Annotated in this window: 17 protein-coding genes; 15 read left to right on the top strand and 2 right to left on the bottom strand. The window is 46.6% G+C overall.

All coding sequences use genetic code 11. From position 1 onward, the window contains the following. Positions 1 to 77 precede the first annotated feature (77 nt). The 3 genes from recC (at position 78) to recD (ending at position 9,683) form a co-directional block, all read left to right on the top strand. Entirely contained in the window at positions 78 to 3,599 is a 3,522-nt protein-coding gene (gene recC / locus RH86_RS11315; protein ID WP_009386284.1) for an exodeoxyribonuclease V subunit gamma, read from the top strand. Positions 3,600 to 3,951: 352 nt separating this feature from the next. Next, complete coding sequence (gene recB / locus RH86_RS11310) at positions 3,952 to 7,572, top strand: exodeoxyribonuclease V subunit beta (RefSeq protein WP_009386283.1); 3,621 nt, start codon at positions 3,952 to 3,954, stop codon at positions 7,570 to 7,572. Further along, positions 7,569 to 9,683: an exodeoxyribonuclease V subunit alpha gene (gene recD, locus RH86_RS11305; RefSeq protein WP_009386282.1), complete on the top strand. Its 2,115-nt coding sequence runs from the start codon at positions 7,569 to 7,571 to the stop codon at positions 9,681 to 9,683. Before recB ends, recD begins: the two co-directional genes overlap by 4 nt. Before the next feature lie 45 nt (positions 9,684 to 9,728). Here the strand turns inward: recD and RH86_RS11300 are convergent, their stop codons facing one another. Both RH86_RS11300 and argA read right to left on the bottom strand, forming a co-directional pair. Next, positions 9,729 to 9,917 carry a hypothetical protein gene (locus RH86_RS11300; RefSeq protein WP_009386281.1) on the bottom strand — a complete coding sequence of 63 codons (189 nt, stop codon included), beginning with the start codon at positions 9,915 to 9,917 and terminating at the stop codon, positions 9,729 to 9,731. 244 nt (positions 9,918 to 10,161) lie between these two features. Continuing rightward, entirely contained in the window at positions 10,162 to 11,499 is a 1,338-nt protein-coding gene (gene argA / locus RH86_RS11295; protein ID WP_009386280.1) for an amino-acid N-acetyltransferase, read from the bottom strand. Positions 11,500 to 11,659: 160 nt separating this feature from the next. Here argA and RH86_RS11290 point away from each other — a divergent pair, with 160 nt between their 5' ends. The 12 genes from RH86_RS11290 (at position 11,660) to RH86_RS11235 (ending at position 24,292) form a co-directional block, all read left to right on the top strand. Next, positions 11,660 to 12,082, top strand: a complete 423-nt coding sequence (locus RH86_RS11290) for a DUF2850 domain-containing protein (protein WP_009386279.1) — start codon at positions 11,660 to 11,662, stop codon at positions 12,080 to 12,082. A gap of 89 nt (positions 12,083 to 12,171) precedes the next feature. After that, the gene (mltA, locus tag RH86_RS11285) at positions 12,172 to 13,272 is read left to right on the top strand and encodes a murein transglycosylase A (protein WP_005594206.1); all 1,101 of its coding nucleotides are present in this window, start codon (positions 12,172 to 12,174) and stop codon (positions 13,270 to 13,272) included. A 103-nt stretch (positions 13,273 to 13,375) separates the two neighbouring features. Next, positions 13,376 to 14,185 (top strand): tRNA cyclic N6-threonylcarbamoyladenosine(37) synthase TcdA, encoded by an 810-nt coding sequence (tcdA, locus tag RH86_RS11280; RefSeq protein WP_005594207.1) that lies wholly within the window; start codon positions 13,376 to 13,378, stop codon positions 14,183 to 14,185. 10 nt (positions 14,186 to 14,195) lie between these two features. Next, the gene (gene csdE, locus RH86_RS11275) at positions 14,196 to 14,639 is read left to right on the top strand and encodes a cysteine desulfurase sulfur acceptor subunit CsdE (RefSeq protein ID WP_005594209.1); all 444 of its coding nucleotides are present in this window, start codon (positions 14,196 to 14,198) and stop codon (positions 14,637 to 14,639) included. A 133-nt stretch (positions 14,640 to 14,772) separates the two neighbouring features. Next, on the top strand, positions 14,773 to 15,897 hold the full coding sequence (locus RH86_RS11270) for a bifunctional tRNA (adenosine(37)-C2)-methyltransferase TrmG/ribosomal RNA large subunit methyltransferase RlmN (protein WP_005594211.1): 1,125 nt from the start codon (positions 14,773 to 14,775) through the stop codon (positions 15,895 to 15,897). A 432-nt stretch (positions 15,898 to 16,329) separates the two neighbouring features. Further along, positions 16,330 to 17,286, top strand: coding sequence for a cytoskeleton protein RodZ (gene rodZ / locus RH86_RS11265; protein WP_009386278.1), 957 nt, complete (start codon positions 16,330 to 16,332; stop codon positions 17,284 to 17,286). Between the two features lie 8 nt (positions 17,287 to 17,294). Then, positions 17,295 to 18,413, top strand: a complete 1,119-nt coding sequence (gene ispG, locus RH86_RS11260) for a flavodoxin-dependent (E)-4-hydroxy-3-methylbut-2-enyl-diphosphate synthase (protein WP_005594214.1) — start codon at positions 17,295 to 17,297, stop codon at positions 18,411 to 18,413. A 35-nt stretch (positions 18,414 to 18,448) separates the two neighbouring features. Continuing rightward, entirely contained in the window at positions 18,449 to 19,717 is a 1,269-nt protein-coding gene (gene hisS, locus RH86_RS11255) for a histidine--tRNA ligase (protein ID WP_005594216.1), read from the top strand. 104 nt (positions 19,718 to 19,821) lie between these two features. Continuing rightward, positions 19,822 to 20,436 carry a YfgM family protein gene (locus RH86_RS11250; RefSeq protein WP_009386276.1) on the top strand — a complete coding sequence of 205 codons (615 nt, stop codon included), beginning with the start codon at positions 19,822 to 19,824 and terminating at the stop codon, positions 20,434 to 20,436. 11 nt (positions 20,437 to 20,447) lie between these two features. Next, positions 20,448 to 21,608 (top strand): outer membrane protein assembly factor BamB, encoded by a 1,161-nt coding sequence (bamB, locus tag RH86_RS11245; RefSeq protein ID WP_005594219.1) that lies wholly within the window; start codon positions 20,448 to 20,450, stop codon positions 21,606 to 21,608. 186 nt (positions 21,609 to 21,794) lie between these two features. Then, positions 21,795 to 23,288, top strand: a complete 1,494-nt coding sequence (der, locus tag RH86_RS11240; protein ID WP_005594220.1) for a ribosome biogenesis GTPase Der — start codon at positions 21,795 to 21,797, stop codon at positions 23,286 to 23,288. A 98-nt stretch (positions 23,289 to 23,386) separates the two neighbouring features. Continuing rightward, positions 23,387 to 24,292: a metal-dependent hydrolase gene (locus RH86_RS11235; protein WP_009386275.1), complete on the top strand. Its 906-nt coding sequence runs from the start codon at positions 23,387 to 23,389 to the stop codon at positions 24,290 to 24,292. The last annotated feature ends 288 nt before the right edge of the window (positions 24,293 to 24,580 follow it).

The raw sequence follows: 24,580 nt of genomic DNA, 5'->3' as shown, positions 1-24,580 counted from the left end.
CACCTAAAATCGGCAGTAAATACAGGGCAGTTATGCTACGCTCAGGTCAGTTTTGCTAACCATTTTGAGCGTCTATTTTGTTTACTGTTTATCACTCCAATCAAGTCGATGTGCTTAAATCTTTGCTGGTTGAGCTAGTCAAAATCGACCCGCTTGAAAACCCATTTGAAAAAGAACAAATTCTGGTGCAGAGCCCGGGTATGTCACAGTGGCTCAAAATGGCATTAGCGAAAGAGTTTGGTGTAGCTGCCAATATCGATTTTCCTCTGCCTGCGACCTTTATTTGGAATATGTTCACTCAAGTGTTGGCCGATGTGCCCCAGCGCAGTGCCTTCAATAAAGAGTCGATGAGCTGGAAGTTGATGCAGATCTTACCAAGCTTGTTGGATCAGCCTGAATTTACCCCTTTGCAACGTTATTTAGAAGATGACAGTGACAGTTCAAAGCTCTATCAATTAGCGGAAAAAATTGCCGATATCTTCGATGGTTATTTGGTGTACCGCCCAGAATGGATTGCCGCTTGGGAGTCTGGTCAAGTGGTGGCTGAAATTGGTGATGAGCATCCGTGGCAGCCAATCTTGTGGCAAGCGCTTTATGATCACACCCTAGCACTTGGTCAATCGCCGTATCATCGTGCCAACTTGTATGAGCATTTTATTGATAGCTTAGCCAACTACCAAGGCCGCTTTGAGAATCTACCCAAGCGTCTGTTTGTATTCGGTATTACTTCTTTGCCACCGCGTTACATGGACGCGCTAAAAGCACTTGGTGAGCATATTGATGTGCACCTAATGTTTACCAACCCGTGTCGCTATTACTGGGGGGAAGTGCGCGATAGAAAATTTCTCGCCAAGTTAGCAGCAAAACAGCGTAAACATCTGGTGTGGCGCGACGATCATTCTGAAATTGAGGGAGAAAGCGAGCAGCTTAAAGGCACGATTGAAGAGAACCTCGCTTATGACGACGCCGCTTATCATGAGATGGTGGATGGCGAGAGTATCGACCTACTGCACACCGATGTGGTAGGTAACAGCTTATTGGCATCAATGGGCAAATTGGGCCGCGATAACATGTACCTGTTATCACAACTCGAATCGAATGAGATTGAAGCGTTTGTCGATTTGGGGCGAGACTCCTTGTTGCAGCAATTGCAGGCCGATATCCTCAATCTTGAAGAGCATCAAGACGATCAACAATTAACCACAAGTCAGCATAAGCAAGTGGTGCGTGGTGATGACTACTCATTAACTCTGCACGCTTGCCATAGTCCAATGCGCGAGGTGGAAGTGCTGCATGATCAGTTGCTCAATATGTTTGATGCAGATCCAAGCTTAAAACCGCGCGATATTATCGTGATGGTCGCCGACATCAATGCTTATAGTCCTGCGATTCAAGCGGTGTTTGGTAATGCGCCAGGCGAGCGATTTATCCCATACTCGATTTCTGACCGTAGCGCCGATCAAGAAAGCCCAATCCTTGCGGCGTTTATGCAGCTACTCAATTTAGCCAATACTCGTTGTTTAGCCTCCGAGTTATTAGAGCTGTTGGAAATTCCGGCCATCCTTAATCGTTTTGGTTTGAGTGAGGATGAATTCCTACAAGCCAAAATTTGGGTGGAAGAGTCGGGTATTCGCTGGGGATTAAATCCTGCTACGGGTACTGAGTTTGATCTGCCAGCCACAGCGCAAAACACTTGGCAATTTGGCATAGAACGTATGCTACTTGGTTATGCGATGCCGGAATCTGCGGGATTGTTTAATGATGGTCAACAGTCGTTATCCCCTTACAACGAAGTTCAGGGGATGGGGGCGGAGCTTGCTGGTAAGCTGGCGCACTTTATTGAGACGGTCAGTGACTATCGTCAAGCGCTTGCACATGCCCACAGTATTGATGGTTGGCGTCAATTATTAACCGCGATGCTGGATGATTTCTTTAAAGTCGAATTAGAAGGTGAAGTGGCACTAAAATCGATTCGCGACACGCTCACTATGCTCAAAGAGCAGTTAGAAGATGCCGCTTATCAGGCCGAACTTGCGCCAAGTATTATTGCTCAATACCTACAAAACAAACTCTCTGGTACCCGGGTTAGCCAGCGTTTCTTAGCTGGACAAGTGAACTTCTGTACCTTGATGCCAATGCGCTCTATCCCATTTAGAGCGGTATGTTTGCTGGGGATGAACGACGGTGTTTACCCGCGTTCGATGCCACCTGAAGGGTTTGATTTGATGAATGGGCGCACTCGTGCGGGAGATCGCTCTCGCCGTGATGATGACCGTTATCTGTTCTTAGAGGCGCTCTTATCGGCGCAGCAAACTTTATATATCAGCTACGTTGGTCGTTCGATTCAAGATAACACTGAGCGCGTGCCATCGGTGCTGGTGTCTGAATTGATGGAATATTGCCACCAAAACTACCGTTTGGCGGAAGATGCGGATCTGAGCTGTGATGAATCTGGCGATAAGCTGCTAGCGAACTTACATCGCCAACATGCGATGGTGCCATTTAGTCCTGCTGCGTTTAGTGATTCATCGAGTGACTTTTCTAGCTACAGCAGTTATGCCAAAGAGTGGTTGCCTGCGGCGAACCGTCAAGGTCAGCGCAGTGGTGAGTTCAATCGTCAATTGAGTGATTATCTGGCCGATGTCAGCTACCCACTGGATCTTGATTTGGTTGAGCTGCAGCGTTTTTGGCGCTTACCAGTGCAGTATTTCTTTAACCGTCGCTTAAAAGTGATGTTTGAACCGCCTTTGCCAATTATGCCCGATGAAGAGCCGTTTATTCTCGATGGTTTAGAGAGTTTCCAGATCCGTGATGCGCTGCTAAACCAACTGCTGAGCGATCAATTGCAAGCCAATAGTAATCCAGATCAAACGGTGCAAAACTTTGTCGATCAGCAACGCGCCCAAGGCAAGTTACCGGTGGGGGCATTTGGCGATATTGAGTTTGATACCAACCGAGTGCAAGCCGAGCAATTGGTAGAAGCTCTGCGTTTTGTCACTAGTGCGCCGGTGGATGATGTTGAGATTAATCTTAATTTCGACCTGCTGGGTGAAGGCAAACCGATCGTTTTACAAGGTTGGCTCACCCAAGCTTACCAATCTGGTTTAGTACGTTATCGTAGTGGCAAAATTCGCCCGCAAGATTACTTGGCTGCGTGGATTGACCATTTGGCGATGTCGGCGATGGGCGTGGTAAAACGTACTCATATGATTGGTTATGATCGTAAAGAGGGCGTCGTACATCTTATTTACCCACCGATCGAAGATGGTGATTATGCCAAGAATCTGTTGGCCGAACTGGTGCGATTATTCTATCAAGGTATGACTCAGCCGTTGGCGTACTTCCCTAAAACATCGTTGGCCGCGATTGAAGCAGGCTTTAGTCGCGGCGGCGCTTGGGCAGATGATGAAGAAAAGTCGCTCAAAAAAATGGCCGAAGCGTTTAACGACGGCTTTATGAGTAGTGGTGAAGGCAACAATGCTTACATTGGTCGTATTTGGCCACAGTGGAATGATGCTTTAGCGCAAGAAGTTCGTACCTTGGCGGCGTTAGTGATTCAAGCACCAAGATTATTGGTCAAAGACGCGCATGATGAATAACGACGCATTGGTGGTCGCAATCCCTTCGTTTGGTGAGAGCCATTTAAATAAGGGTTGTTTGATGAAATCACAGAGAAGTGGTTGGCCGCCAGTAAATCGTTATTAATGTGTAGGGCGTTCGCTGTGCGGCCAGTGGTCAGAGGGACCATTATTCGGTGGGTTGCAGCGAAGTTGATACCTTGCTCAACACGTGGCGCGGATAGTAAAGCTTAACTGGGGGAGGTTCTGTGAGAGCGCTCCCATTAAATCTGCCACTTTAGATTTAGCGGCAGTTAAACACTCAATATCAAGGCTAGGTCACACTCGAAGTGTGAATGAATTGATTCAGAAGTTACATAAAGGTTTGATTGTTATGACATCGTGTTCAGTTGTCACCTCACTAGATACCATGACATTTCCGTTGCATGGTGCGCGACTTATCGAAGCTTCGGCGGGGACGGGGAAAACCTTCACCATTGCCGGGCTCTATTTGCGTTTATTGTTAGGGCACGGAAGTGGCGAGAGTCGCCATCAAACGCCATTAACGGTCGATCAAATTTTGGTGGTGACCTTTACTGAAGCAGCAACCGCTGAGTTGCGCGATCGTATTCGCGCGCGTATTCATGATGCGCGATTAGCCTTTGCTCGCGGTGAAAGCCGTGATCCCGTGATCAAACCTTTACTCGCCGAGATTGATGACCATAAACAAGCGGCGATGATCTTGCTGCAAGCTGAACGACAAATGGACGAAGCGGCGGTGTATACCATTCACGGTTTCTGTCAGCGCATGCTCACGCAAAATGCCTTTGAATCAGGCAGCCGTTTTAACAACGAATTTGTCACCGATGAAAGCCATCTTAAAGCGCAAGTCGTTGCGGACTATTGGCGTCGTAACTTCTACCCATTGCCACTAAAACTGGCGGGTGAAGTGCGTTCAATTTGGAGTTCGCCAGCCGCTTTGTTAGGTGATGTTTCTCGTTACTTAACTGGGGCGCCCCTGCAACTTTCGGTGGCGGCGATGCAAGGTGACTTGAGTGAATTACATCAGCAGAATCTGGCTAAAATTGATCAGCTAAAAGCGCAGTGGCGAGAAAGTAGCGATGACTTCCTAGCGTTGATTAGTGAGTCTGATATCAACAAACGCAGCTACACCAAAAAGTCCTTGCCAACTTGGTTAGAAGCCGTCGGCGCTTGGGCAAGCAGTGAGACCAACGGTTACGAGTTTCCTGAGCAGCTAGAGCGCTTTGCGCAAAATGTGTTGATTGAGAAAACCCCTAAAGGCAAAGCGCCTGAGCACGTTGTCTTTGCTCAAGTTGAAGCTTTTATTAGCCAGCCGATCAGCTTAAAAGCGCCACTATTGGCCCATGCGATTGAGCATTGTCGTGTTAGCTTAGCGAAAGCGAAACAGCAAAAGCAGTGGTTATCGTTTGATGATCTGCTGACCAACTTATCTGCCGCGATGGACGCTGATGAACTCGGTGCATTAGCTGATCGTATTCGCAGTTTATATCCGGTGGCGATGATCGATGAATTCCAAGATACCGATCCTCTGCAATACAGCATTTTCAGCCGAATTTACCTCTCTCATCCTGAGTGCGGTTTATTTATGATCGGTGATCCCAAGCAGGCGATTTACGGCTTCCGTGGTGCGGATATTTTTACCTACATCAAAGCGCGTAATCAGGTTTCCTCGCATTTCACTCTGGGTACTAACTGGCGTTCGAGTGCCGATATGGTCGCGGCAGTAAATCAAGTATTTGCCTTGCCAGATAGCGCCTTTATCTACGATCAAGACATTCCTTTTCTTGCCGTTGCGGCTAGCCCAAGTGCCGATAAACGTGCGTGGTCACTAAGCGGAAAAACTCAACCCGCGTTGACCTATTGGTTACAAGAAGCGGAAGAAAAGCCACTGGCTAAAGGTGAATATCTTAAAGCGATGTCGCAAGCCACTGCCGATCAAATCCAGACCATTTTAAGCGCTTCACAGCAGCAACAAGCGCATTTTAGTAGTGATAAAGGTGATAAGGCGATTCAAGCCGGCGATATTGCTGTATTGGTGCGCACCGGTAATGAAGGCCGCATGGTTAAAGAGGCGCTTGCTAAACAAGGCATTGCCAGCGTTTATCTCTCTAACCGTGACAGCGTATTTAGTTCGGCGGTAGCGCAAGATGTACAGCGCCTGCTGCAAGCGGTCTTAACCCCAGAAAACGATCGTGCACTGCGCGCCAGCTTGGCGTCAGAATTGTTCGCTCTCGATGCGGGCAGTTTAGATGCGCTCAACAACGATGAAACCGCTTGGGAAAACGCGGTGAATGAATACAAAGAGTACCGCAAGTTATGGTTACAGCGTGGCGTGTTACCGATGCTGCGCGCGGTCATGAGTAAGCGTCATGTCGCTGAGCGTTTACTAGAAGAGGAAAGTGGCGAGCGTAACCTGACTGATTTGATGCATTTAGGTGAGTTATTACAGCAAGCCAGTGGTGAACTCGACAGTGATCATGGTTTGCTGCGTTGGCTCGCACAAGCGATTAGCGATGCGCAAAATGGCCTTGGTGGTAGCGAAGACCAAATTCAGCGTTTGGAATCTGAGCGTAATTTGGTGCAGATCGTCACTATCCATAAGTCGAAAGGTTTGGAATATGACTTGGTCTTTTTGCCGTTTGTATTGAGCTATCGCGAAGCGAGTGAAGCCAAATATTACGACGCCGAAAGCGATCGCACCATTTTGGATATCAACCAAGATAAAGCCGCGTTAGCGCAAGCGGATAAAGAGCGTCTCGCGGAAGACTTGCGTTTGATCTACGTAGCATTAACCCGTGCCGTTTACGGCTGTTTTATTGGTGCTGCGCCGCTACGTAATGGCCGTTCAACCAAAGAACCAACGGGTGTACATCACAGTGCCATGGGCTATTTATTGCAAAATGGCCAAGCAGGTGGCGTGAATGATCTTACCCAAGCGATTGAGTTGCAAACTAAAGGATTATCGTGCGTTGCACTGCAAGGATTACCCGAATCGCATCAGCAAACCTTTGTGACTGATGATGAAATTGAACATACCTTACATGCCAAAACACTCAGCCAAGCGATTGATCGTGCTTGGCGCATCACCAGTTACTCTGGTTTAGTAAAACAAGGCTCTCACCACCATGATGACACCTCTAGTGAGCTATTAAGACTCGATGTTGACTCCTCCGGTGAGCAAGATGAACAAGAGTTAGTTGAACCTGAACGTTCAATCTTTACCTTCCCTCGCGGTGCACGTCCAGGCACATTCTTGCACACGCTGTTTGAAGAGGTGGAGTTTACTCAGCCGGCGAACAGTGAAGAGAACCAAGCCAAAATAATGGCACTGATGGAGAGTGAACAGCTCGAATTAGAGTGGCTGCCAATCTTGCAACAACTGGTTGATACCGTATTAGCGACTCCATTGGACGGTAAAGATCTGCGCCTCAATCAAAAAGGACCCGCGCAGCGTTTGGTGGAAATGGAATTCTTACTGCCGATTGAAGTATTGGCTTCGGCAGAACTCAACCGGGTGATTCAACGTAACGATCCATTGTCAGCCAAAGCGGGCGATCTCGGCTTCCAAACCGTGCAGGGGATGTTGAAAGGTTTTATCGACTTAGTGTTTGAGCATCAAGGTAAATACTACGTACTGGACTGGAAATCGAACCATTTAGGCGATGAGATTGCCGATTATCATGGTGATGCTTTACGCCAAGCGATGGCGGATCACCGTTACGATCTGCAATACCAAATTTACGCGCTGGCACTGCATCGTTTTTTACGTAGTCGAGTAGCGGATTATGATTATCAGCGCCATTTTGGTGGTGTCTATTATCTGTTTTTGCGTGGTATGGATGGCGAAGGTCAACACGGCATTTTCTCCGCAAAACCAAGTTTTGAATTTTTAACTGAGTTAGACAAATTGATTGATGGCGAGATAGTGGAAAGACGCGACAACGCGGCAGGGCAAATGGAGTTAGGTCTATGAGTGGATTAATGCTTACTCTCAAGCGCTTAGCCGAAAAGGGCTCAATACGTCAGCTTGATTATCAATTTGCGCGCTTTATTGCGGCCAAATCTCAGCATGTTGAACTTGCGTTTATCGCGGGTGTCCTCAGCAGTGAGCTAGGCAAGGGGCACATCTGTTTGCCACTGCATGATATGCAAGGGCAAGCGGTCGATCTTGCCGCTAAAATAGGCTTATATGGCGAGGCGGCATTAGCATTAAACCAACAACTCTTATCCATTGATTGGGCTGCGTTGCTGCAACAGTCGCCATGGGTGAGTAAGCCAGTCGCACACAATGCTGATCCATTGCCTTTGGTGTTTGATGGTGAAAGACTCTATCTACACCGTTATTGGCACTATGAAGTGACATTGGCAGATAAGTTAACCAGCTTTGGGGTTGCCATGATCCTAAAGCCTACCGAAGTACAAAAACTCGCCAAATTGCTCGATCACTTGTTTGCGCGCAGTGACCATTTCTTGTTTTCCGCCTTATCGCGTTCGAGTGGATTAAATCAGGTACAGCGCCAGCAAATGGTGTGCGATCACCTTGATGTGGTCGATGAAAGCCAGCTGGATTGGAGCGCAATTGATCAAGTGTTGTTGCAAGCCACACGTGCTGAACAGTTAGCGCCACTGGAGCAACTTGTTCCTCAGGCGGCGTGTGTTAACTGGCAGAAAGTGGCGGCGGCGATTGCACTCACTAAGCGCTTTGCAGTGATATCGGGAGGCCCTGGTACTGGTAAAACGACCACGGTAACTAAACTACTGGCAGCCCTGATTGAGCAGGCTGAACAGAGTGATCACACCCCAACGATTAAGCTGGTGGCACCGACGGGTAAAGCAGCGGCGCGCTTGACCGAATCGATTGGTAAAGCGGTCGACCAACTGCCGGTTAGCCCAGAGCTGAAAGCGGCGATCCCAACCGAATCCAGCACCTTGCATCGATTGTTGGGCGCATTGCCAAACAGCGCTGAATTTCGTCACAACCAAGCGAACCCGCTACATCTTGATATCTTAGTGGTGGATGAAGCCTCGATGGTCGATTTGCCGATGATGTACAAGGTAGTGGATGCTTTGCCAAAGCATGCCCGTTTGATTTTATTGGGTGATAAAGATCAGCTTGCCTCGGTCGAAGCTGGGGCGGTACTTGGCGATATCTGTTCTTTCTATCATTCTGGTTACAGCAGTGCACAAGGTGAATTGATCGCACAATTATCCGGTTATACAACCTTAGCGACAGCCAATCAAAACAACAAAGGCAGTCGAGTTGGGGATAGCTTGTGTATGCTACAAAAAAGCTATCGCTTCGATGCGCGTTCAGGCATTGGTCAGTTGGCAAAGGCGGTCAACTCCGGATCGGCCTATCAATTAGATGCGGTATGGCAGCGCGGTTTTGACGATATCGAACAGTTCCCGCTTGATATGCAGCACTACAATCAGCTAATCCAAACCATGGTGGCGGAATACAGCCACTATCTTAAACGTATTGCCCAACGCTTAGTTCACCCTGACAGTGGTGAAATAGAAAGTATTACCCAACAAGCCAAAGCAGGGTTAGATGCTTTTGCGCGCTGTCGCTTATTGTGTGCGATGCGTGAAGGGGACTTTGGCGTGAGTGGTTTAAATCACCGAGTTGAGCGCGCGCTGGTGGCGCGAAAACGCATCCAAACTCAAGATGAACTTTGGTATCACGGCCGCCCGGTGATGATCACTCGTAACGATCATGCTTTAGGTTTGTATAACGGTGATATTGGTATTTGTATGCTGGATGATTCACTCGCAGAACCGCGTTTAAAAGTGTTTTTTGAATTACCAGATGGCAGTGTCAAATCGGTGTTGCCAAGCCGCGTACCAGAGCATCAAACCGCTTATGCGATGACGGTACATAAGTCACAAGGCAGCGAATTTGAATTTACCGTAATGATTCTGCCAAAAGACTTTAGCCCTATTTTAACTCGTGAGTTGATTTATACCGGCATTACTCGCGCCAAAAAGCGATTGGCATTGTATGCACAGCCAGAGGTGGTTAAACGAGGGATTAAAGTGATGACAGAGCGTGCAAGTGGTTTGGTGATGAGATTAAAAGGTTAATGAGCGGAGATTTTGTCACCATCCTTGGTGTCGCAGTGAATAAAGTTAGTTAACCGAGTTAAAAGCGGCGGTAAAAGAGATACTGCGTATTTGGTACTTTTGTTGATAGTCGAGAATAAACTTCTTTAGTCGATCTGAGGTGGGAAACACACAGTGCACATCAAGGCCGATCAGCAGTTCGTTTTCTGCCATATCCCAGAAGCTCTGTAGAGAATTACAAATTATAGTTTTCATATTGATGCTCTTAGTTGACGTTGATATCTACCAAAGCAATCCGTGCGGTCTAGCAAGCTAGTTGATATTGAATCCAATCAATAGTGCGAAGTAATGTGATGCGGGCAAATAGTAACCAACAAAGAATATGAAATAAAGCTTATATTTGAGACAAAAACCAACAATGGCCACGGAAAGTGGCCATTTTTGTTAAATATTGAACTGTTTTTGCTGGATTTTTAACAAGTTAGTTCAGAGTTTAATTCTAGGTGCGAGTGGCCAATATTTTTGAGTTTCTTTGATAGTTATATAGGTTTTGCTTTTGTGATGGCAATTGCTCCACCCCGACCTCATAGAAACCTTGCTCCCTAAACCAATGCAGACTGTGTGTGGTTAACACAAACAACTGATTAATCCCTTCTTGGCGGCACTGCTGCTTCATATAATTGAGTAAAATCAAGCCACGGTTGCCATCGCGATAATCTTTATGGATTGCCACACAAGCCATTTCTGCCATGCTGTCATCAAGATAAGGATACAGGGCAGCACAGCCGATAATCAGGCCATCTTTTTCAATGATGGTGAATTGATGAATTTCTTGCTCCAACTGCTCACGCGAACGGCGCACGAGAATGCCTTGCTCTTCCAGTGGGCGAATTAAATCGAGGATGCCGCCGATATCATCAATGTTGGCAACGCGCACGCGTTCAGAGCTGGCATAAACAATTTGGGTACCAATACCATCAATAGAGAACAGTTCTTGGATTAACGCGCCATCTTCTTTGTAGCTAACAAGGTGGCTACGTGGCACACCGGCGCGGCAGGCGGTAATGGCTGCGCGAAGAAAACGCAGTGTCCCTGAGGCGCTGTCGTGAGAATAGTCAACATCGGTTTCTAATTTCGCTAACACACTTTCTGCTTCTCGCGGCACAAGCTCTGCGACGACAGAACCATTTTCATCGATGATGCCTTGCTCAGAACAAAAGCCAATCAGCTTGTCAGCATTCAAACGGATCGCGACTTGAGTGGCGACTTCTTCAGAAAGTAGATTGAATGACTCGCCAGTCACAGAGCTAGCGATAGGGCCAAGCAGCACAATCGAACCTTGATCGAGCATACGGTTGATGCCTTGAATATCGATACGACGAATGCGACCACTGTGGCAGTAATCGACGCCATCATCCACGCCAAGAGGTTGAGCGATAACAAAGTTCCCGCTAACCACATTGAGTTGTGTCCCGGCCATCGGCGTGTTGCTTAAGCTCATCGAGAGCTGGGCGGTAATGGCAAGCTGTAATTGCCCCGCAGCCTGCATAACTAGCGACAAACTGGTTTCATCAGTGATGCGAACGCCTTTATGGTAGTCGTTCGTGATTTGATTTTTGGCTAAAATAGCGTTGATTTGTGGTCGCGCACCATGCACCAAAACGATCTTAACTCCCAAACTGTGGAGTAAGGCTAAGTCACTGATAATATTTTTAAAGTTATCATCAGCAAACGCTTCACCCCCCAGCATGACCACCATGGTTTTCCCTCGGTGAGCATTGACATAAGGTGTTGATTGGCGAAATCCTTTAACTAATGCGGTGCTACGTATTTTCACATTACAATCCATTTGTGAATTTATATGTGATTATAGTGCAAATTTATTCTCAATTAGGCAAGCGGTTTTTTGGAATAGAGACCCAATAAACACTTTTGTGAGATTGTGAGCATGAAAAGAGCATGCTATAGAATAATTTTCCCCATTAGGTCATTGGTTTATGAATATTAGCGTCAAAAATAATATAACAGCTAAACAAGCTCAAAGTGGCCGTTTCTTTCCACGTAAATGGATGAATGTCGCAGCTTTGGTGGTTGCATTGATATGTGCCTATGGGATTGTTCAAGGTGGCTTGTGGCTCAATAACAAATATCAGCAAGTATCGCACCCCCCTACGCTTATTTATGGCACTTGGGTAGAAGATAACGTCGCTCCGTACTTAGCTGAGAATATCGTGATTAATCAGTCAGGCGTGACCGTGAACGGGGGCGTCGTAAGCACAAAATTCAGTTTTGATGGCGAGACATTCCGCTATCAACATGGCACTGAGGAGCGGGTTTTTCGCTTTGGCCTTGGTAACTTTAGTTCAATGAAGCTGGACACCAAGGTGGCTTATCAGCCGGTTTATGTCAAAACTCTTTAAAATTCACACTCATTAACGATCCTTGCGTTGACTCAGCTAGTAAGAGTTTGTCATGCTCAGGACTTGGCGTTAATGGACTCTTATTCGTAATGAAAAAATACCTTTTCTTGGCAACGGCCTCGTTGCTATTTGGCTGCGCTCAGCCAACCGAACTTGCTCAGCAATACCGCGATGGCGAATTTAAAACCACGCTTAATCGCGTTGATTCAGTGCAGTCAAACAGTAGCCGTGATTTTACTGAATTTCATAAGCAAGCGGAGCAAGTAGTCGAAAAATCACCGTCAATGGCCAAGATTTATCAACCGCTGTATGAAAAGCTCAATGAGTGGGTATTAGAAAGTGGTAACCCGAATGAGTTGGCCAATTTTGATATTCAAACCGCGCAATTAGGCGGTGGTGATAAAAAGGGCAACGTGCTGTTTACCGGTTACTTTTCACCAGTGATGGAACTGCGCCATCAAGCGAATGAGCAATTTAAATTCCCTGTTTATGCCAAACCAGCCTGTGCCGCTGATTGCCCAACTCGTGCGGAAATTAACGCCGGTGCGCTCGATGGTCAGGGGTTAGAGCTTGGCTATGCCGCTAACCGAATCGACCCATTTTTAATGGAAGTACAAGGCAGTGGCTTTGTTCACTTTGAAGACGACGACTCATTGGAATACTTCGCTTATGGTGGCAAAAACAACAAAGCTTACGTCAGTATTGGCCGTGTTCTAATTGAGCGCGGCGAAGTATCGCGTGAAAAAATGTCGATGAAAGCGATCAAAGATTGGGTGCTTGCCAATGATGAAGCGACCGTGCGTGAACTGTTAGAGCAAAACCCATCATATGTCTTTTTTGCTCCGCGAGCAGATGCTCCAGTAACGGGGTCGGCCGGTATTCCACTACTGCCAATGGCGTCGGTAGCGGGTGACCGCTCTATTTTGCCAATGGGTACGCCGCTGCTGGCTGAAGTACCACTGTTAAATGCTGATGGAACGTGGAGTGGGGCCCACCAACTTCGTTTGCTCATCGTATTAGACACCGGTGGTGCGGTGAAACAAAACCATCTTGATTTGTACCATGGTATGGGGGCTCGTGCTGGCACTGAAGCGGGTCATTACAAACACTTTGGTCGCGTTTGGAAGTTGGGTTTAGAAGGTTCTGCAACCCAAGCGCCTTGGGCGATGCCGCCTGAGAAACTAAACTAATCAATACCTATTAGCGTCATTTCGGACGACTATAGACATTTCAATAAAGAGTGCGTATAAAACGCACTCTTTGTTTTTGTAACCGATTTACAGGCTTTGCGTTATGCGTGAATTAGACACTCCAGCTTCAGATAACTACAACCAGCGTTTTGGTGGTACTCGTCGTTTATATGGCAACAGCGAAGTGGAGATCCTCCGAGCTGCACACGTGTGTGTGATTGGTATTGGTGGTGTTGGTTCGTGGGCTGTAGAAGCCTTAGCGCGCAGTGGTGTGGGTGAGTTGACACTGATTGATATGGACGACGTGTGCGTGACCAATATCAACCGTCAAATCCATGCGATGAGTGGAACGGTAGGACAAAGCAAAATTGAAGTGATGGCAGAACGCGTTAAGTTGATCAACCCAGAGTGTAAGATCAACCTTATCGATGATTTTATTACCCCGGATAATCAGCATGAGTACCTCACGAAAGAGTACGATTATGTGCTGGATGCAATTGATAGTGTCAAAGCGAAAGCGTCACTGTTGGCTTACTGCCGTAGCAACAAAATCAAGGTCATCACCACGGGTGGTGCGGGTGGTCAAACCGATCCGACGCAAATCAAAATTGCCGATTTAACCAAGACTATCCAAGATCCGTTGGCGAAAAAAATCAAAGACACCTTGCGTCGTCATCATAATTTTCCGAAGAATCCGCAGCGTAAATTCAACATCGACTGCGTATTTTCAACCGAACAGCTGAAATATCCACAAGCCGACGGCTCAGTGTGTGGTGTGAAAGCGACCGCGGAAGGTCCAAAACGTATGGATTGTGCGAGCGGCTTTGGCGCGGCGACGGTGGTGACGGCGACATTCGGCTTTGTTGCCGTGTCACGCATTATTGAAAAACTGATCCAGAAACACGCGAAGTAGGAGAGTGGTTATGTCATCGTTTCCTTCATGCCCTTTTGGCAATAGTTCCACTGCTGAGAACATTACGGCGGAGCAAATTGCACAAGTGATGCAGAACTTTCGTGGTTGGGAAGATCGTTATCGTCAGGTGATTCAGTGGGGCAAAAAGCTACCAGTGATGCCAGAAGAGCTAAAGTCAGAGCAAGTCACCGTCTCAGGTTGTGAAAGCCAAGTTTGGCTGGTGAGCGAGCAAGTTGATGGCGTATGGTACTTTTGTGCCGATTCAGATGCCCGCATTGTACGTGGCCTGATTGCCTTAGTGTTAGCGGCATTTAATGGCAAAAACAGTGCCCAAATTCAAGCGTTTGATATTGATGCTTACTTCGACCAATTGGGTTTAATTGCCCACCTAAGCCCATCTCGCGGCAATGGCTTAAAGGCTATTGTTGAACAGATAAAACAATCGGCCGGTTAATTCAGCTGGTTAAAGTTTAATCACTGCTATTTTAATGCCTTAGCAAAAACAGACGCTTGTCACACTTGTTGTCACTGGCTAAAGGCTGTAAAATCCGCGCCCTAAATAATTGTTCCGTTGCTTGAGAGACACCATGACCTCTGAAAAAATCAACCTGCTCGATTTCGATCGCCAAGGATTGCGTACATTCTTTGCTGAAGAATTAAATGAAAAAGCATTCCGCGCCGAACAGGTGATGAAGTGGATCTACCATTTTGGTGTTGACGATTTCGACAACATGAACAACATCAACAAAGTATTACGTGAGAAACTAAAACAACGCTGCGAAATTAAAGCACCAGTTGTTTCAGAAGCTCAACACTCATCGGATGGCACCATTAAATGGGCAATGCGAGTGGGTGATCAAGACGTTGAAACCGTATACATCCCTGAAGATGACCGCGCAACACTATGTGTTTCTTCTCAGGTAGGTTGTGCACTGGAATGTAAATTCTGTTCAACTGCTCAGCAAGGCTTTAACCGCAACCTGAAAGTATCGGAAATCATCGGTCAGGTATGGCGTGCAGCGCGTGAAATCGGTCTGCAAAAAGAAACGGGCCGCCGTCCAATTACCAACGTGGTAATGATGGGTATGGGTGAGCCGCTACTGAACATGAAAAACTTGATTCCAGCATTGGAAATCATGTTGGACGATCTTGGTTTTGGTTTGTCTAAGCGTCGCGTTACGGTATCAACATCAGGTGTTGTATCGGGTCTTGACCAAATGACCGGCAAAATTGACGTGGCACTTGCGATCTCACTACACGCGCCAAACGATAAGCTACGTAGCGAAATCATGCCAATCAATGACCGTTGGGATATTCAAGAGTTCCTCGCGTCAGTACGTCGTTATATCGCATCATCAAATGCCAACCGTGGCCGAGTGACGGTAGAGTATGTTTTGCTTGACCATATTAACGATGGTACTGAACACGCCCATGAACTGGCAGAGTTGATGAAGGATACACCTTGTAAGATTAACCTGATTCCGTTTAACCCGTACCCAGGTTCACCATACAAAAAGCCAAGCAACTCACGCATCGACCGTTTCCAAAAAACCTTGATGCAATACGAGCACACCGTGACGACTCGTAAAACCCGTGGCGATGATATTGATGCCGCATGTGGTCAGCTAGTGGGTGACGTTATCGACCGTACAAAACGTACTGCGATAGCAAAAGCCGCGAAAGGCGAAAGTATCGACATCAAAGCGCTATAATTGAGTCAAATTTGAAAAAGCCAGAGCATCGCTCTGGCTTTTTTGCTTTCTGAAAAAAGGAAAATAATCTACGTAAGGCGATATTTGTCGAAGTTTGTTACCTTTTTAGTCACTTAGAATGTCAATTTTTAGAAAAACCTTGAGCTTGCTGTAATTTATCTATCTTAGTTGTGTTGTTTCATGCCTGATATCTATTAGAATTAACAGTCATACTCATAGCCGCATTGCCTGTTGAGTGAGTTTGTTCATTTACCCAAATGCGGTTGAGGACAAGAAGACGAGATTTACCGACGTAGTGACTGAACTATCTTGCTAAAAAGATGCCTTAAATCGGTAGATATATAAACGAATTAAATGACATTGGGTACCACTCACCGATAACGAAAAATAATAAAAATGGTGCACCCAACGTAAACCAGAGAAATTGATAATATGAACACGGATCAACCAACCCCAGTTACAGACGACAATGTAGATACCATCCTAGTAGAAGCGGGCACCATTCTTAAACAGAAACGTGAAGAGCTTGGCCTATCAAAGAAGCAAGTCGCTGACCGTTTGCGTTTGCGTCTTACGCTTATCGAACAAATTGAAAGTAACCAGTTTGAGGCGGATCAAGTCGCCACTTTCACGCGTGGTTACTTACGCTCTTATGCCAAAATTGTTGGTATCGATGAGGCGGTCGTGTTAGCCGCTCTCGATGAGCGAATGGGCACTCAGCCACAAGAACAAACCATGAAAAGTTTCTCGCGTAAGACTAATCGTGAAAAACATGACAGCCGTATCATGGCACTCACTTGGGGTATCTTGGCGGTCATCGTTGCCATCTCTTCAGTTTGGTGGTGGCAGAATCAACAAAAAGATGTGGTTGAGATAGCGGTTGAAGAGCAACCGGCGGTGGTGGCTCCAGCGCCAGAAGTCAGCATGCAATCGGTGACCGAAGCGGAAAACGCATTAACGGCAGAAGAACAAGCACCACAGGTCGATGAATTAGAGCCAGCAACAGATGAGCTTGCGACCTCTACGATTGAAAACTCAGCAGAGGCAGCGAACGACGCAGGCGATACAACCACTGATTCAGAGGCGAAGGTCGAAGATGAGGCTACCGCAACTGAAAGCGTCAACGAAACAACGACGCCTGCGGCTGTGAACGCAAACCTTATGCAAATGAACTTTAGCGATGATTGCTGGGTTCAAGTGAAAGATGCTGCGGGCAAAACATTGACGTCAGGCATCAAAAAAGCCGGACAAACATTAGAAGTTGAAGGTAAGAAGCCTTATAAAGTTATTTTAGGCGCACCGGAAAACGTTTCTATCACATTAGCGAGTGAACCTGTCGACCTTTCTGGGTATACTGCAGGCAAAGTAGCAAGATTCACCTTACCTTAGACACGATTATGCAATACGAATCCCCTATCAAACGTCGCCCATCGACTCGAATTTACGTGGGCGATGTGCCTATTGGTGACGGCGCGCCGATTGCGGTGCAATCAATGACGAACACCAGAACAACAGACGTGGAAGCGACTGTTGCACAAATTCGAGCGTTGGAAAATGTCGGTGCGGATATCGTACGCGTTTCAGTCCCGACGATGGATGCTGCTGAAGCATTCAAATTGATCAAACAGCAAGTGAATGTGCCGTTAGTGGCAGATATTCACTTTGATTACCGCATTGCCTTAAAAGTGGCAGAGTACGGTGTTGACTGTTTACGTATCAACCCGGGCAATATCGGCAATGAAGAGCGTATTCGCGCGGTTGTTGATTGCGCTCGTGATAAAAATATCCCAATTCGCATCGGTGTTAACGGTGGTTCACTGGAAAAAGAAATCCAGATGAAGTATCGCGAGCCAACACCGGAAGCTTTGGTTGAATCTGCCATGCGTCATGTTGATATCCTTGATCGCCTTAACTTCGACCAATTCAAAGTCAGCGTGAAAGCATCAGACGTCTTCCTTGCCGTCGATTCATATCGTTTGCTAGCGAAGCAGATTGATCAACCGCTGCACTTAGGTATTACAGAAGCTGGTGGCGCTCGAGCGGGTGCGGTTAAGTCATCCGTTGGTCTCGGTATGCTGTTGGCAGAAGGCATCGGTGATACGTTACGCATCTCTTTGGCAGCAAACCCTGTTGAAGAGATCAAAGTGGGCTTCGATATTTTGAAATCACTGCGCATCCGCTCACGTGGTATCAACTTTATTGCTTGTCCAAGCTGTTCACGTCAAGAATTTGATGTGATTAATACAGTGAATGCGCTTGAAGAGCGCTTAGAAGACATTATTACGCCAATGGACGTTTCGATCATTGGTTGTGTGGTGAACGGTCCGGGTGAAGCGGAAGTTTCTCATCTTGGTCTAGCGGGCAGCAGCAACAAAAGTGCCTTCTATGAAGATGGTAAGCGCCAGAAAGAGCGTCTTGATAACCAAGACCTCGTGGCCACTTTGGAAGCGAAGATCCGCGCCAAAGCCGCACTTATGGACGAGAGCAACCGCATCAACATTAAAGTACAAGATTAAATCTCAACGAAGTAATACAAATTACGGTAATTATTGTGGCAAAAACTATTCAAGCAATCCGAGGCATGAACGACTGCCTTCCAACTCAATCACCACTGTGGCAAAAACTTGAAAACACAGTGAAAAACGTAGTTAGCGCATACGGTTATAACGAAGTGCGCATGCCAATCGTTGAAGAGACAAACCTATTCAGCCGCGCGGTTGGTGAAGAGACAGATGTCGTTTCAAAAGAAATGTACACCTTTGATGATCGTAACGGCGATAGCCTAACACTTCGTCCTGAAGGTACTGCGGGTTGTGTACGTGCATGTATTCAAAACAGCCTGATCAACCGTGACGAACAGCGTCTGTGGTACATGGGGCCTATGTTCCGCCATGAGCGTCCACAGAAAGGTCGTTACCGTCAATTCCACCAGTGTGGTGTTGAGGTGTTTGGCCTAAATGGTCCAGATGTTGATGCTGAGCTTATTATGATGACAGCACGTCTATGGCGTGATCTGGGTATCAATGAACATGTTCGTCTTGAGCTTAACTCTATCGGTTCTCAAGAAGATCGCGCAGTGTACCGTACTGCATTGGTGGCGTTCCTTGAGCAACACATCGATGTGCTCGACGAAGATTGTAAGCGTCGCATGCACACGAACCCACTGCGTGTTCTGGATACGAAAAACCCTGACGTTCAGGCTATTTTAGGTGATGCGCCTCGTCTTTCTGAGTACTTAGGCGAAGAATCTAAAGCTCACTTTGCAGGTCTATGTGAACTTCTTGATGCTGCAGGTATCGAATACAAAGTTAACGAGCGTTTAGTTCGTGGCCTTGATTACTACAACCGCACAGTATTTGAATGGATCACTGAGAGCCTAGGTTCTCAAGGCACCGTTTGTGGTGGTGGTCGTTACGATGGTCTTGTTGAACAACTAGGCGGAAAAGCAACACCAGCAGTTGGCTTTGCTATGGGTCTTGAGCGTCTAGTATTGATGCTTGAAACACTAGAGCTGACTGATGTACGTCGCAGTGTAGATGTTTACATGGTTACCGCTGGTGAAGGTACTATGATGGCGGGTATGAAGCTGTCTGAACAGCTACGCGGACAAGTACCAGGCCTACGTGTAATGAACCACTTTGGTGGTGGCAACTTTAAGAAGCAGTTTAAACGTGCAGATAAAGTGGGTGCGATTGTTGCGCTTGTGCTAGGTGAAAATGAAGTAGCAGACAACACAGTGGTATTGAAAGACTTGGTTGGCGGCACACAAGAAACTTACACCCAAGCAGAAGTTATCACTAAATTGGCTGATTTAATCTAAGCAAATTTATATTCAACAAAGTGGCGATCAACGTCGCCATTTTTAAATGTTAATGTCGCGCGTCTCCTATTGATGGCATTGGCATAAGTTTAAGAGGACAGGAAGTGGAACTCTACGATACCGAAGAACAACAAGTTGAAGCGATCAAAGATTGGTGGAAAGAGAACGGCAAAGCCGTGATCTTTGGCGCGGTTATTGGCCTAGGTGGTTTGTTTGGCTGGCGCTATTACCAAGATACAACTTTAGCGGCTCAAGAAGCGGCTTCTGAAAGCTACACTAAAGCAATGGAAAGCTTAGCGGCGAGCGGCGCTCAAGCTGAAACACAAGTACAAACCTTTATTGAAGCGAACGGCAAAACAGAATACAGCATTCTTGCCGCGCTTCAGTTAGCGAAAGTACAAGTGGAAGCGAACCAATTGGATGAGGCGATCACCCAACTACAATGGGCAAAAGACGCAACTCAAGACCAAGCACTACTTGCGGTTATTAACTTCCGTCTTGCACGTTTACAAGCAGAGCAAGGTGATTTTGATAGCGCAATTGCTCAACTAGCAAACATCACTGATGCTGGTTGGACTGGCCGTGTTGAAGAACTAAAAGGCGACATCTTACTGCGCAAAGGCGACAAAGAAGGTGCGTATGCTGCATACACCGAAGCTCAACAAGCAGGTGATGCAACAGAAGTGCTGAAAATGAAATTGGATGATCTCGCCAAGTAAGGGCTTTTTGGATGAAGAAAATGCTGAACAAGGCATTAACTGCCGTTGCGATTGTCGGTGTGCTAGCCGGTTGTGCGAGTGAAGAAGACACCATCATCATGGCACCAGTGCCGCAAGTTGATAGTGAGTTTACGCCAACCTCAGTGTGGAGTGCTTCAGTAGGAGATGGTGTTGACCAATACTTCTCGAAACTCTCTCCTGAATTTGCTTATGGCAAGGTGTTTGTTGCGAGTCGTGATGGCGTGGTTAAAGCACTCAATCCTGAAAGTGGCGAAACATTATGGCAAGCTGAGCTAGAAGAGGATGTGCCAGCACGTCTTTCTGGTGGCATTACCGCGGCTTACGACAAACTGTTTATCGGCAGTGAAAATGGCGAAGTGATTGCGCTTAACCAAGAGACCGGCGAGCTTATTTGGCGCGTCAGTGTTCAAGGTGAAGTGTTAGCAGCGCCAGTCACGGATGAAAACTTAGTCCTTGTTCATACCAGCGAAGGCTTTTTGCTGGCGCTGAACCAAGTTACTGGTGAGCAACAGTGGGCCATCGGCACGGAAGTGCCTAACCTAACGCTACGTGGTAATAGTACTCCTGTGACCGTTTCTGGCGGCGTATTCTGGGGTACCGCCAATGGTCGTCTTGCGGCGGCAATTGTTCAACGTGGTCAGCTGATTTGGCAACAACCGATTGGTACGCCAAAAGGGGCGACAGAAATCGATCGCATCGTTGATGTTGATGCCTCTCCAGTGGTACTTGGTAGCACCCTATATATTGTCGGTTACAATGGCCAGCTAACGGCGATTGATTTGCGCTCAGGCCAACCGGCCTGGAAACGCAGTTACTCATCGGCGACGGATTTGACCAGCGATGGTCGTAGTTTGTTCGTAGTGACCGATAAAGACCATATTGTTGCTGTTGATGCACGCAGCGGTACGGAGTTATGGAGCAATAAGCAGCTTGAACACCGCTTAGTGACCGCTCCAGAGATTATTGATAACTACCTCGTAGTTGGCGACAGTGAAGGCTACCTTTACTGGCTTGACCGCTCAACGGGTGAGTTTGTTGCACAACAAGAAGTGGACAGCAGCGGCTTTGCTGTACCGCCAGTGCAATTGGATGATGGTTACGTAATTATCACTCGCGATGGCGATGTAAAGAAACTAACGATCAGTCAATAATTTCGTGATATAATTCACATTCGGCTCCTTTCTGGTGACAGATAGGGGCCGTTTTGTTCATATAAAACAAGTGTTTAATCCTGAAATTGTGGTTATAGGTAACTATTTGGTAATGAACTTGGCAATAAGCAAAGTTGCCAGTCGTTACCTATAACTACATAAGAAAAGAATATTGTAGAGGTTGTTATGGTTCCTGTTGTTGCTCTGGTAGGGCGTCCTAACGTAGGTAAGTCTACGTTGTTTAACCGCTTAACTCGCACGCGTGATGCGCTTGTAGCGGACTTCCCTGGCTTAACTCGTGACCGTAAATATGGCCAAGCGAAGCTTGGTGAGCATGATTTCATCGTGATCGATACCGGTGGTATTGATGGCTCGGAAGAAGGTGTAGAAACCAAAATGGCACAACAGTCGTTAGCCGCGATTGATGAAGCCGACGTGGTGCTATTCCTTGTTGATGGTCGCGCGGGCTTAACGCCAGCTGACCAAGCAATTGCAGCGCATTTACGTAAGATTGAAAAACCAGCGATGCTGGTAGTAAACAAAGTTGATGGTATCGACCCTGATGCAGCAAGCGCCGATTTCTGGCAGCTTGGCATGGGTGACATGTACCAAATCGCAGCGGCTCATGGTCGTGGTGTTGGTCAGCTAATTGACCTTGCTTTGAATCCATTCGCTGAAAAAATGATCGAAGATCAAAAGGGCGAAGGTGAAATCGAAGACCTAACTGACTTCATCGATGAAGACGAAGAGAAGCTAGATTACACTGAAGAAGAAGCAGAAGAAGAATTCAAGCGTCTACAAGATCAGCCAATCAAAATGGCAATCATCGGTCGTCCAAACGTAGGTAAATCAACACTAACTAACCGTATTCTTGGTGAAGAACGTGTGGTTGTGTATGACATGCCTGGTACTACTCGTGACTCTATCTACATCCCAATGGAGCGTGATGGTCGTGAATACGTATTGATCGATACGGCAGGTATTCGTCGTCGCAAAAATATCAATGAGACGGTTGAGAAGTTCTCAGTTGTTAAAACATTGAAAGCGATTGAAGATGCCAACGTTGTACTATTGGTTATCGACGCGCGTGAAAACATTTCAGATCAAGACCTAAGCCTACTTGGCTTTGCGCTAAACTCTGGTCGTTCAATCGTACTTGCAGTAAACAAGTGGGATGGTCTAAACAACGACGTGAAAGAGCAAGTGAAGAAAGAGCTTGATCGCCGTTTAGGTTTCGTTGACTTTGCTCGTATCCACTTCATCTCTGCATTGCATGGCACGGGTGTGGGTCACTTGTTTGAATCAGTACAAGAAGCATACAACTCGGCAACGACACGTGTAGGTACTTCTGTTCTGACACGCATCATGAAAAACGCAACCGATGATCACCAACCACCAATGGTACGTGGCCGCCGTGTGAAACTGAAATATGCGCACGCGGGTGGTTACAACCCACCAATCATCGTTATTCACGGTAACCAAGTGAAAGAACTGCCTGATTCATACAAGCGTTTCTTGATGAACTACTACCGTAAATCGCTAGAGATCATGGGTACACCGATCCGTATTCAGTTCCAGAACAGTGAAAACCCGTTCGAAGGCAAAACAACTAAGATGACACTATCTCAAGAGCGTAACCGTAAACGCATGATGAGCATGGTTAAGAATCGTAAAAAATAACGCTCGTTTGATCGTTTAAATAGAAAAGCGCCTACAATAGAGGCGCTTTTTTTATACCTGCACATTTTGTTTGCAACTCAGTTAGGACGTTTAATGTAATGACCGTATCAGTAGTGACCCCTGTAACCGCAACCATGACACAATTTTGCCACCAAACATGGCAATTAGACGCGACAGTTCAACTTGTTGAACGCGAGGATCAGCGTCTGTATCTCGTTACCGATCAAACCCCATTTCATCCAGTTAGCCATATTTGGCCTGATCACCCTGCCGATCGTGGTTTTATCACTATTGGATCGCAACAAATCCCGATCGTCGATTGCCTTGTTGGAGCGGTAGAACTGAGCAGCGGCCAGTTGTGTGTTGATAAGGCTATTACCGTAAAACGTAATGAACCGGGCTGGGTGTTTGTGGTTGTGCATTGTTTAGACGCTAGCGACGAATACACACTCAATGTTGGTGATAAAGTGACCTTGGTAGTCGATAAAGCTTACCAGCAGTCTTTGAGCCGCGGTCACAGCGCAGGACATTTAGCTTTCTTAGCACTCAACAAAGTGCTTTCGACTCAAGGTTACTGGCGTAAAGAGGCAGACCGTAAAGATCCGCACGGCTACAACGATTTCAATAGCTATGCGCAAGAAACCAGTTTTGTCACACCGGATCGATGCCTTGATAGCTACCGCCTAGGTAAGACATTACGTAAGCGTGGTTTGAATAGTGCAGAGATGGTAGAACAACTAATATCCATAGAAGAACTTGTTAATCAACAAGTTAGAGAATGGATTGAATTGTCATCTGCCGTTGAAATGATCTGCGATGGGCAAAACTTAACGGACTCTCGCTACTGGCAGTGTGATCTTGGCGAAACCAATAAAGCCACAATGCCTTGCGGTGGAAGTCATATTAGTAGCCTAACCGATCTGGGAAGCATGCAAGTCACGTTACGAGAAACACAGCCAAATTACATTGAAATGCAGACCGATGTCATTAGAGTGAACAAATAACCACCATGCTTTTATAATATTCTAAAAATGTTAATTTAAAAACCATAAGTAGAGTTTTGTATTGCCTGAAATGCAAATACAGAATATGTAACTTATGCTTTCGGTGTGTGGTTATATAAATGTTCTTTTTGGGGTTGATCGCTGATCAACTTGGATTTAGCCGATGATCTTATAAAGATCATCGTGACCGAATTCGTGCTCTTTGGTCAACGAGAAGCCAGTAATAGTGTGATGTGACGAAGATCAAAGCCGACTCTACGCACTCGATCCACAATACGATCAGTATCA

The organism is Vibrio sp. N418, from assembly GCF_000222565.1.
Lineage (GTDB): Bacteria > Pseudomonadota > Gammaproteobacteria > Enterobacterales > Vibrionaceae > Vibrio > Vibrio scophthalmi.
Note: the sequence above shows the minus strand (reverse complement) of the source record. Positions and strands in the feature narration are given on the sequence as shown.